This window comes from Dickeya dadantii NCPPB 898 (genome assembly GCF_000406145.1).
GTDB classification, from domain to species: Bacteria; Pseudomonadota; Gammaproteobacteria; order Enterobacterales; family Enterobacteriaceae; genus Dickeya; species Dickeya dadantii.
Genome location: NZ_CM001976.1, coordinates 3,191,721 through 3,203,105 on the forward strand (window position 1 = coordinate 3,191,721; position 11,385 = coordinate 3,203,105).

Annotated in this window: 6 protein-coding genes and 1 pseudogene; all 7 read right to left on the minus strand. The window is 58.9% G+C overall.

All coding sequences use genetic code 11. The features are described from left to right. Positions 1-106: 106 nt before the first annotated feature. The gene (gene fdoI / locus DDA898_RS14370; protein WP_038901598.1) at positions 107-742 is read right to left on the minus strand and encodes a formate dehydrogenase cytochrome b556 subunit; all 636 of its coding nucleotides are present in this window, start codon (positions 740-742) and stop codon (positions 107-109) included. Then, a complete protein-coding gene (gene fdxH / locus DDA898_RS14375; RefSeq protein ID WP_038911538.1) occupies positions 729-1,631 on the minus strand; it encodes a formate dehydrogenase subunit beta in 903 nt (300 codons plus the stop codon). Before fdxH ends, fdoI begins: the two co-directional genes overlap by 14 nt. A 15-nt stretch (positions 1,632-1,646) precedes the next feature. Continuing rightward, on the minus strand, positions 1,647-4,697 hold the full coding sequence (gene fdnG / locus DDA898_RS14380) for a formate dehydrogenase-N subunit alpha (protein ID WP_071604549.1): 3,051 nt from the start codon (positions 4,695-4,697) through the stop codon (positions 1,647-1,649). A gap of 794 nt (positions 4,698-5,491) precedes the next feature. After that, positions 5,492-6,913, minus strand: coding sequence for an aminotransferase-like domain-containing protein (locus DDA898_RS14385; RefSeq protein WP_038912593.1), 1,422 nt, complete (start codon positions 6,911-6,913; stop codon positions 5,492-5,494). Positions 6,914-6,924: 11 nt separating this feature from the next. After that, positions 6,925-7,649 (minus strand): annotated as a pseudogene (locus DDA898_RS24000) (glutamine amidotransferase). A gap of 126 nt (positions 7,650-7,775) precedes the next feature. Then, positions 7,776-8,261, minus strand: a complete 486-nt coding sequence (locus DDA898_RS14395; RefSeq protein WP_269077934.1) for a YlaC family protein — start codon at positions 8,259-8,261, stop codon at positions 7,776-7,778. Between the two features lie 93 nt (positions 8,262-8,354). Beyond that, positions 8,355-10,646 carry a carbamoyltransferase HypF gene (gene hypF, locus DDA898_RS14400; RefSeq protein ID WP_107768336.1) on the minus strand — a complete coding sequence of 764 codons (2,292 nt, stop codon included), beginning with the start codon at positions 10,644-10,646 and terminating at the stop codon, positions 8,355-8,357. Positions 10,647-11,385: the final 739 nt, after the last annotated feature.

Here is an 11,385-nt window from a genome sequence, read left to right on the forward strand (position 1 = left end):
GTTGCAAAGTAATCACTAACGTTATCAAGCACGAAACCTCCCACTGTTCTGACAGAGATTTGCCAGCAACAAACAATAGTGCTGTTTGTCAACTGCACCTCGTAACTCAGTGTTGATTATCCTGCCCTTTGGATTGCAGCTCACGATACCAGCGCGGGTGGTGTTTCTTCGCCCACTCGCTGGACACCCAGCCTTCCACCATCGCGGTGATGGTGCCTTTTACCCACAGGGCGGCGTACACGTGCACCATGATGGTCAGGATCAAACCGACCGCGGACACTGAATGCACCACCAACGCCGCGCGGATCACCGGGATGGAGAACGACGGCGCGAAGTACGGCCGCCAAATCACGATCCCGCTCGCCAGCAGCAGCAGCAGGCAGGTAATCGCCAGCCAGAACACGCATTTTTGGCCGAAGTTATAGCGACCGGTGTCGCCGACCTCTTCGTTACGGGCGATCTTGTGAATGTTTTTCGCCCATTCCAGGTCGCTGCGTTCAATCAGGTTGTGCTTCCAGTAACGTAAAAACATCAGCAAAAAAGCGACAAACATCACCACCCCGACAAACGGGTGCAGGATGCGCGCCAACTGCGGCGTGCCCAGCACATTCATCAGCCAGTTGAGCGACGGGAAGAAAAATCCCAGCCCACTCAGCGCGGCGAACACAAAACAGAACGCCACAATCCAGTGATTAATGCGCTCAGGTGCGCTGTACCGCTGAATCCGATTACTCTTTTTCATGCTGCTTGCCCTCGTGGTGCGCGTCGTCATCGTCTTCTACCCGGTTCGGGCCGATCCCCACGTAGTGGAATACGCTGGCGGCGAAGGTGGCGGCAAAACCGATAGCGGCCAGCGGTTTCCAGATACCTTTCCAGAAGGTCACCGCCGGGCTAATGCTCGGGTCGGCCGGCAGGCCGTTGTACAGCTGCGGCCGGTCGGCGTGATGCAGCACATACATTACGTGGGTGCCGCCGACGCCGGCCGGGTCGTACAGACCGGCATGTTGGTAGCCGCGGCTGTTCAGGTCTTTCACCCGCTCGGCCGCCAGCACTTTCATCTCGTCCTTGGTGCCGAAATGAATCGCCCCGGTTGGGCAGGTCTTCACGCAGGACGGCTCCTGCCCGACTTCCACGCGGTCGACGCACAGGGTGCACTTGTACACCTTGTTGTCGTCCTTGTTCATGCGCGGCACGTCGAACGGACAACCGGCGATGCAGTAGCCGCAACCGATACAGTGCTCGGACTGGAAATCGACGATACCGTTGGCGTACTGGATGATCGCCCCTTCCGACGGGCACGCCTTGAGGCAGCCCGGATCGGCGCAGTGCATACAGCCGTCCTTGCGGATCAGCCACTCCAGTTTGCCGTTCTCCTCGAATTCGGTGAAACGCATCACCGTCCAGGATTTGGCGCTGAGATCGGTAGGGTTGTCGTAGACACCGACGTTATGCCCCACGTCATCGCGGATGTCGTTCCACTCGGAACAGGCCACCTGACAGGCTTTGCAGCCGATACAGGTGGTCACGTCGATCAGTTTAGCGACCTGTTCTTTGTGGTTACGGGCCTGCGGCGGCGGCGTCAGTGAATTGGTCGCGGAGCGACGGATGATATCTTGTGATTGCATTGCCATAGTGTTTCTCCGCAACTACGCCTTTTCCACATTGACCAGAAACGCCTTGTATTCCGGCGTCTGACTGTTGGCATCGCCGACATGCGGCGTCAGGATATTCGCCATAAAGCCTTTCTGGGTGGTGCCTTCAAAGCCCCAGTGACAAGGCACGCCGATGGTTTCCACCGGTTTGCCCTGGATAGTCAGGGTACGGATACGCTTGGTGACGACCGCTTTCGCCTTGATATATCCCCGCTTGCTGCTGACTTTCACCACATCGCCGGCCTGAATGCCCTTCTGCTTCGCCAGCCCTTCGCCGATTTCGACAAACTGCTCCGGTTGCACGATGGCGTTGAGGCGCGCGTGCTTGGTCCAGTGGCGGAACAACTCGGTGATGGAATACGTCGTGGCGACGAACGGGAACTCGTCTACCGTCCCCATGTACGGGCGGTCGGCAGGCAGAATACGGGCTGCCGGGTTAACCTGAGCTTTGCTGTAAACCGGGTTGTTTTTCAGCGGTGATTCCAGCGGCTCATAGTGCGCAGGGAAAGGACCTTCAGCCATCTTGTCGATAGCGAACAGGCGGCCCAACCCGTCGGCGTTCATGATGAACGGGCCGGCGGCACTGCCCGGCGGCACAGTAACGGCGAAGTCCGGTACGTCGATCCCCGTCCACTTCTGGCCGTTCCAGCGAATCAGCTCTCGTTTGGCATCCCACGGTTTACCCTGCGGGTCTGCCGAGGCGCGGTTGTAAAGAATGCGGCGGTTCTGCGGCCAGCACCAGGCCCAGCCCGGCGTGCAACCAAGACCCGACGGATCGGCGTTGTCGCGACGCGCCATCTGGTTGCCCGCCTCCGTCCACGAACCGGCGTAAATCCAGCAGAAACTGGCGGTGGTGCCATCATCACGTAACAGAGAGAAATCCGGCAGTAACTGACCTTTTTTCAGCAACAGGTTGCCTTTATCGTCGAACAGATCCGCCAGTGCACGGCCGTTGGCTTCTTTGGTGATCTCCTCGGCGGACGGATCTTCCGGCTCCAGATAACTCCAGCTCATGTTCAACACAGGCTCAGGATTAGCGCCGCCTTCTTTGGCATAGAGTTCACGCAGGCGCAGGAACAGCCCGGCCAGAATTACCCCATCGTGGCGTGCTTCACCCGGTGGCTCGGCGCCTTGATAATGCCATTGCAGCCAGCGGCCGGAGTTGACGATGGAGCCGTTCTCCTCGGCAAAGCAGCTGGACGGCAGGCGGAATACTTCGGTCTGAATCTGGCTCGAATCCACATCATTGAGCTCGCCGTGGTTCTGCCAAAAGTTGGAGGTTTCCGTCGCCAGCGGATCGATAATCACCAGGTATTTCAGTTTTTTCAGTGCATCACGAGCCCGGTTGGAATCGGCAAACGCGGCTATCGGGTTGAATCCCTGCACGATATAACCGTTGACCTTGCCCTCCAGCATCATGCGGGAGTAGGCCAGCGCATCGTAGCTCTTGTCCCATTTCGGCAGCCAGTCGTAGCCCCAGTCGTTCTCTTTCTGCGCCTTATCGCCCCAGAAGCTTTTCATCATGCTGATAAAAAATTTGGGCGTGTTCTTCCAGTAATTGACCTGATCCGCCAGCAGCGCTTTCGGCGTGATCTGATCCAGATACATCGTCAGCGAGGTCTGTTTTTCCGACGGCAGCGGCATATAGCCCGGCAGGTTCAGCGACAGCAATCCCAAATCGGTATAACCCTGAATGTTGGAGTGACCGCGCAGCGCATTCACGCCGCCGCCCGCCATGCCGACGTTGCCCAGCAACAGCTGGATCATCGCCGCGGTGCGGATCATCTGGGCGCCGGAGGTGTGCTGCGTCCAGCCTAGCGCGTACATAATGGTGGCGGTGCGATCCGGCACGCTGGTGGAGGCCAGCAGATCGCAAATAGTGAGAAAATCCGACTTTGGCGTACCGCAGACGTTGGTCACCAGATCCGGCGTGTAACGGCTGACGTGCTCTTTCAACAAGTTCCAGACGCAGCGCGGATGTCTCAGGGTGTCGTCGCGTTTGGCAAAGCCGTTTTCATCCAGTTCGTACTGCCAACTGGTGCGGTCATACTTGCGCTCTTTTTCGTCGTAGCCGCTGAAAATGCCTTCATCAAAGTGGTAATCGTCACGCACGATCAGGCTGGCGTTGGTATATGCCTTCACATACGGCATCTGCACCTTGTCGTGGCTCAACAAATAATTCACCACGCCAAGCAGGAAGGTGATGTCAGAACCGGCGCGAATCGGCGAGTACATGTCGGCCACGGCGGCCGAACGATTGAAACGTGGGTCGACCACGATCAGCTTGGCGCCGTTTTTCACCTTGGCTTCCACCGCCCATTTAAAGCCGACCGGGTGGGCTTCCGCCGGGTTACCGCCCATCACCAGAATCACATTGGCGTTTTTGATGTCCACCCAGTTGTTGGTCATGGCACCGCGGCCAAAGGTCGGCGCCAGCGCCGAAACGGTAGGGCCATGGCACAGACGCGCCTGGGTATCGATACCGATCATCCCCAGTGCGCGGACAAATTTTTGATCCAGTATCCCAGTTTCATTACTGGCGGCGGAGGAACACAGCATCCCGGTGGTCAACCAGCGGTTGACGGTCACCCCGGCGGCATTCTTCTCAACGAAATTGGCGTCGCGGTCTTTTTTCATCAGGCGAGCGATGCGATCAAACGCCTCTTCCCAGCTGATGCGATGCCACTTGTCGGAACCCGGCGCGCGGTATTCCGGGTATTTCAGGCGCTGGTCGCTATGGATGAAATCCACCAGTCCGGCGCCTTTCGGGCACAATGAACCGCGGCTGACTGGATGATCCGGATCCCCTTCGATGTGGTAAATGGACGCGGTGGCGTTTTTGGCGCCGTCGCCGAGACTGTACATCAGAATGCCGCACCCGACTGAACAGTAGGTGCAATTGTTCCGGGTTTCTCTGGCGCGCAATAATTTATATTGCCGCGTTTCGGCTAATGCCGCGCTGGGAGAAAAACCCAGCGCCGTGACCGTGGTTCCGGCCATACCGCCTGCGCATATTTTAAAGAACTGTCTTCTGCTGACCTGCATGGGAGATTCCTCGCACGACATCACTCAAAGCTATATCCGTCATACTTCACGTTGCAGGTGCGTTGGCTACCCGCAACTCGAATTATTTAGGGTATACATCGTATTTATGCAGTAATGCTTTATTGATATGAATGGATACTGGCGGGACAACGTCTAAACCCCCACCAAACATATGTATTATGACCCGGCGAATAAAAAGCGCCAATTAATTATCTCAACAACAACAAATCCATCACAATTCACTATAGGCAGATCGTTTTTTAACGTTATCACCGGCTTAAATGGAATAATTCTCATTACCAAATAGCACTAACACGCTGTATCGCTGTATATTTTTTTACATAACGATCACAAGCCAGCGCCCCACAGGTTGTTATTTCCACAAGAAATAATTAAGATTTTCTTTATAAAAAACACGCAACTCCTACTTCACATTGACGCTGGCGTTAATAGAAAGAAGTCTGGCGACAATAACCTCCCGATTAAAAAACAAATAACTCGGTCAGGTTAAAAATAAATAAAACAGAAAATTAAATGGCAATGAATCGGTTATTTTTGATGAAAAAAATAAACCTAAGCCAATGACTAAAAATAGAAATGAGATTACCGGGTTTATACCCAAAATAATTCGAGTTGTAGGAAGGCGGCAAGAGAGTGAGTCCCGATGAGCTTACTCAGGTAAGTGATTCGGGTGAACGAGCGCAGCCAACACACCTGCAACTTGAAGTATGAAGGGTATATACCCTAAATAATTCGAGTTGCAGGATAAGCCGCGAACGTTGCCGGACACGGCGTCAGGAACAGGACAGTCTTTTTTTCAGCAATGCGGCCAGCGCGATGATGGCGTTTTCCGTTTTTTCCTGCCATTCGAACGAGGTGTTGATGCGAAAATAGCGGTCGAATTTATCGCCGGTGGTGAACATTCTGCCCGGCGCAATGCTGATGCCCTGCGCCAGCGCCTGCTGATAGAGTTCAATGCTATTAACCCCTTCCGGCAGACCCAGCCACAGAAAATAGCCGCCTTCGGCGTAATAAATATCCACTCCGGCGGGAAAATGCGCCTTCATCGCCTGATACAACCGGTGTTTGCGTTGCTCCAGCGTTCGCCGCAAACGCCGCAAATGGCTATCGTAACTGCTGGTGGCCAGATAATCCGCCACCGCCAGTTGCATCGGTGCGCTGGCAGAAAGCGTACTCATTAATTGCAGGCGCTGAATACCTTGCGCCCAGCGCCCTGCCGCGACCCAGCCGACCCGAAATCCGGCGACCAGATTCTTCGAGAACGACGAACAGTGCAGTACCTGTCCGTCCTTATCCAGCGCCTTGACCGGCAGCGGGCGATGGGTGCCGGCGTACAGTTCGCTGTAGACATCATCTTCAATCAGCGGCACCTGATATTCGTGCAACAACGCGGCCAGCTGCTGCTTTTTCTCCCATGCCAGCGTGCAGCCGAGCGGATTGTGAAAGTTGGTCATCAGCCAGCAGGCGCGAATCGGATAATCACGCAGCGCCTGACGCAACGCCGCCAAATCAATACCAGTGTGCGGATGAGTGGCGATAGCGATGGCTTTCAGTTGCAAACGTTCGATCGCCTGCAACGCGCCGTAAAACGACGGCGATTCCACCACCACATAATCACCGGGCCGGGTCAGCATCTGCAGGCTCAGATTGAGCGACTCCATCGCGCCGCTGGTGATCACAATCTCGTCCGGCGACACGGCGATGCCCTGCAGCGCATAGCGCTGGGCGATCTGCTTGCGTAGCCGCTCGTTGCCGGGCGGCAAGTTGTCCACTGCGTTTTCCGGCTGCATACGGCGCGCCACTGTTGCCAGCGAACGGGTCAGTTGGCGCTGGGGAAACAGGCGCGGATCGGGGAAGGCGGAACCAAACGGCACTACGCCGGGCGAGCGGCTGGCGCGCAGCACATCGAAGATAAACCGATTAACGTCAACGTTTTCCGTCAGGTGCACCGCCTCGCCGCTGGCCGGCGGCGCGATCGGCCGTTCGATGCGCGGCGCAGCGTAGTAGCCGGACTGCGGGCGCGAAATGATCCAGCCCTGACTTTCCAGCAACTGGTAGGCATGCAGCACCGTCATCAGGCTCAGGCCGGAATGCACCGCCTTTTCGCGCAGCGACGGTAATTTTTCTCCCGGTTGCCAGATGCCGGCCTGTAACTGCGCCTGCATCTGGTCGGCCAGTTGTTCGAATTTCGCCAGCGGAAAACTCCTTAGCGGGACAGCGCCTGCCGGACAAAATCCAGCAGCAGCCGCCGCGCCCACACCGGCTCGTCGCCGCCGGCCATTTCCGGCAACGCGCAATGACGCAGGCAGGCGTTCATCACCGCCGCATCCATCTCCGGGTGGAACTGAAATGACCAGGTATGCGGCGTATAACGGATAATCTGACACCCATCCTGTTCCGATGCCGCCAGCACCTGTGCGCCGGGCGGCGGCGCCACCACCGACTGCAAATGGCTGAGGTAGGCGCTGAACTGCGCCGGTACCGCCGTCAACAGCGTGTCGTCCGCGGCGTCGTTATGCAGCGTCACGGTCTTCAGCCCCATTTCCCGGCCGTTCGGATTATCCGCCACCGTGCCGCCCAGCGCATGCGCCAACAGCTGATGGCCGTAACACACCCCCAGCACCGGCAGCCCGGCATCCACACTCTGGCGCAGCCAGTCGGCGGCCGTTCGCTCCAGTCCAGCCGGTCGGTCACCATCGACCAGGAACCGCTGATGATGGCGGCGTCATGCTCGCCGGGATTCGGCAAGGCGTCGCCGGCGTCCGGTCGCACCACATGCAGGCGCACGCCTTCATCGGCCAGCGCGCTACCGAACCAGTCGGCCTGCTGACCGACGGCATTAGCGATCGGTTCGGGCGGTTCGCCCATCTGCACAATCAGCAGTGAAGGCGGCCGGGATGAAGCGGGGAAATTCGCGGTTAACGTCGTCATAGCGCGTCGCTCGCCTCGGGGACTTTAAACAAGATGAGTTTTGAACGTACCACGCGGGGCGCGCCCTGTCACCGCCTCATACCGTTGATCTGCATTCATATTGGCGACAGGCGGCGACCATGCCGATCAACGCGGGGTTGAACGGGCGAATGAGCGATAGGCCAGAGAAAAGACGTCGTAAAAGTAGAGGTAACCCTTGGTCTGCAACAGCCTGGCGACGCCGTCTTTAACCGGCCCGGCCACCTGCGGGCTCTGGAGGAGCGCCTCCAGCGTCTGGGGCGACACGTGGCGGCTGTTGTACCACTCGCCGTTATAGCACACCCGCAGATCCAGCGCGTCGATATCCTCGAAGCGGTAGCGCGGGTTGATATCCATCGACATCGCCAGCGACATCAGCACCAAAAACAGCGTAAATCCGGCCACATAAGGCATACCGAAATAAGGCGCGTACCACAGAATCAGCGCCACCGGCACATAGCTCGCCAGCATGCCGCCGAACAGATAAGGGTGGCTCACCATGAATTTGCGGCTGAAGCGGATACGGTTATCGCGCCGCTCTTCACGATTCAGACGCGCGATCTCTTCGTTCAGAATACGTTTGACTTCGTCCACACCCATTCCCCTTCACAGCATAATTCATGCGCGAAGGTAGCACAGGCGTGCAAATCAGAACAGATACAGTCCGGCGCAAAAAAACCATAACAGTTACGCCTTCGCTGTCAGGCGACTGGCGACGATCAGCGCCTGCCCCAGCGCCAGCCCGCCATCGCCGGCCGGTAAGCGCGACGGCATCAGCAGGGTAAAATCCGCCAGCCGCTCACGTAACAGTGTGGTCAGCAGGCGGTTATGCATTACCCCGCCGGAGCACGCCACCGTGTTCAGCCCATGCTCCCGCGCCGCCTGACGCACCAGCGCCGCCAGCCCGTCGGCCAGCGCCAGATGAAAGGCAAAAGCGCGGTCGGCCGGCGCGGCGCGATACGCCAGCAACTGTCGCCAAAAGGTTGCCAGATCCAGCTGGTTGCCGGACAGCGGCAGGGTTACCGGCGGCGCGTCATCCTGATGCCGCCGGGCCAGCGCTTCCAGCCAACAGGCCGCCTCGCCTTCCCAACTCTGCTCGCCGGTAAACCCGCAGGCGGCGGCGACGGCGTCGAATAACCGACCAGTGGACGACGCCAGCGGCGCGTTGAGACCCCGCTCAATAGCGCGCGTCAACAACGGTACCGCGCCGGCGGGGATCACCCCGGCTTGCGGTAAGGTTTCCCAGTCCGGCACAAACGCCAGAAACTGCGCCAGCAGATTGCGCCACGGCTGGCGCGCCGCCAGATCGCCGCCCGGCAGCGCCACCGCGGGCAACCCGCCCAGATGCCGGCATTCGGTGTAATCCACCCGCAGGCATTCGCCGCCCCACCAGCGGTTGTCGTCGCCGTAGCCGATGCCATCCAGCGCCAGACCGATCACCGCGCCGGCGTCGCGCGGCCACTGGTGTTCCGCCAGACAAGCGACGATATGCGCATGATGGTGCAGCACCTCAATACAGGGGATTCCCAACTGCACCGCCTGCTGCTGCCCCAGACGGCGGCTGACGTAGCCGGGATGCGCATCCACCGCGATGGCCTGCGGGGTAAAGCGATAGATATCGGCGAACAGCGCCTGCGCCTGCCGGTACTGCTGTTCCACTTCGTCATCGGCCAGATCGCCCAGATGCTGGCTGACGATCGCGGCCTGATCGCGCAACAGGCAGAAGGTGTTTTTGAGATCCGCGCCCATCGCCAGCAGCGACGGCTGCTCGCTGAACCCCGGCGGCAGCGGCAGGGCGTCCGGCACATAACCGCGCGCGCGCCGCAGCATCTCCGCCCGTTCGCCCTGCATCCGCACGACCGAGTCGTCGGCCCGCTGCACAATGTCGCGGTCGTGCAGCAACCACAGGTCGGCGATACCCGTCAGCTCAGCCAGCGCCTGGGTATTCTCCAGCGCGGGCGGCTTACCGCCGGCGTTGCCGGAGGTCATCACCAGCGGCCGCGCCACCGCCGCCAGCAGCAAATGCTGCAACGGATTGGCGGGCAGCATCAATCCCACTTCATCCAGACCGGGCGCAATCCCCGCCGCCAGCGCGCCATCATGGCGCAACGGCAACAGCACGATCGGCGCCGCCGGGCTTTGCATCATGCGCAACGCCGACGCGGGCTCCGCCGCCGAGCTGCAACGCGCTAGCCAGTCGGCACCCGGCAACATCACCGCCAACGGCTTGGCCGGGCGATGCTTGCGCGCCCGCAACCGCGCCACCGCCTGCGCATCGGTCGCATCACAGGCGAGATGAAAGCCGCCCAGCCCTTTCACCGCCACGATTTGCCCGGCGCACAGCGCCGCTGCCGCCTGCATGATGGCGTCATCGCCTCGGGCCAGCGTACGGCGGGCATCGCTCAGCCACACCTGCGGACCACAGGTGTGGCAGGCGTTGGGCTGGGCATGAAAGCGCCGGTCCGCCGGGTGCTGATACTCCTGCCGACACGTCGGGCAAAACGGGAACGCCGTCATCGCGGTATTCGGCCGGTCGTACGGCATCTGGCGAATAATGGTAAAACGCGGGCCGCAGTGGGTGCAGTTAATAAACGGATAACGGTAGCGGCGGTCATTAGGGTCAAACAGCTCCTGACGGCACGCCTCGCAGGTGGCGGCATCCGGCACGATGTGGGTATCCATCTGCCCGGCGCCGCTGTGCTCAATCACGAAATCATCCGGCCGCGTTTCCCAGCGGTAAGGCCGACAGGCCACCTGGTCGATCTGCGCCAGCGGCGGGCACTCGGCGTGCAACGCCGCAACGAAATCCGCTTCAGCGCTCGCCGGCCACAGCCGGATCAGCACCCCGGCGCCGTCGTTGAGCACGCTACCTTTCACGCCAAGACGGTGGGCGATTTGCCAGACATAAGGGCGAAACCCCACCCCCTGCACCTTGCCTTTAACGCGGATTTCAATTCCGCCGTGATGCGGTGACATCATAAGTTATCACTGTAAGTGTTACTGTATGGGCACCGTCACATCCCGCATACCTAGGCTGCTGACAAGCAATCGGGTTGTCTTGCAAACGGTGAATTTTTTCTGGCCAGTGAATAATTTCGTGCGGAATACACAGCATCATTTCTTTGCCATTTCATCGCACGCACGACAAGGAGAGGCTCAAACGCCGCCTCTCCTTGACCACTGGCTAGGGGCTAAATTATGAACCCTGACGGGCCAGCGCAAGCGCTGTTCCATTTTGCGTTGCAAAATGGTGTGCCGCTACGCGGTTCCTTCGGCGTTCGACTTCGCTGTTCGGGCCGCCCGTGACGCGGTTACTCGCCCCATCCCTGGGGCTCGCCCTACGGGCCAGCGTAAACGCTGTTCAAAAACGCTCTTGGCGTTTTTGTCCAACACGGCACGGGCTTTCGCCGCATATATGGACGCTCCCACATTTGCAATCTGTTTTCTTTAAAACGGCATGGCAGGTTGTGCAGTCATATATCCGGTTTTTCGCTTTTGTCGCGACACCATAATGAAATCCGCCAGGAGAACGTCTTACATCCCTTCGGGCTCAAAGCCCACGCGGCGAACGACCTGTTTCTCCTGTGGTCTTACCTGTTTTGCCATTACTGTGATTACACCTTGCACTTTTCAGAACCGCCTGACTCGTTTCCTTCCTTTAAAACCCGTCCTTCAGACAGGCGCGATTTCCCGGTATTCACTCCCGCCTCTCAACATT

What these genes read in the sequence shown, in the direction of transcription:
- fdoI (WP_038901598.1), bottom strand. Translation starts at nt 742, where the DNA reads ATGAAAAAGAGTAATCGGATTCAGCGGTACAGCGCACCTGAGCGCATT.
- fdxH (WP_038911538.1), bottom strand. Translation starts at nt 1,631, where the DNA reads ATGGCAATGCAATCACAAGATATCATCCGTCGCTCCGCGACCAATTCA.
- fdnG (WP_071604549.1), bottom strand. Translation starts at nt 4,697, where the DNA reads ATGCAGGTCAGCAGAAGACAGTTCTTTAAAATATGCGCAGGCGGTATG.
- hypF (WP_107768336.1), bottom strand. Translation starts at nt 10,646, where the DNA reads ATGATGTCACCGCATCACGGCGGAATTGAAATCCGCGTTAAAGGCAAG.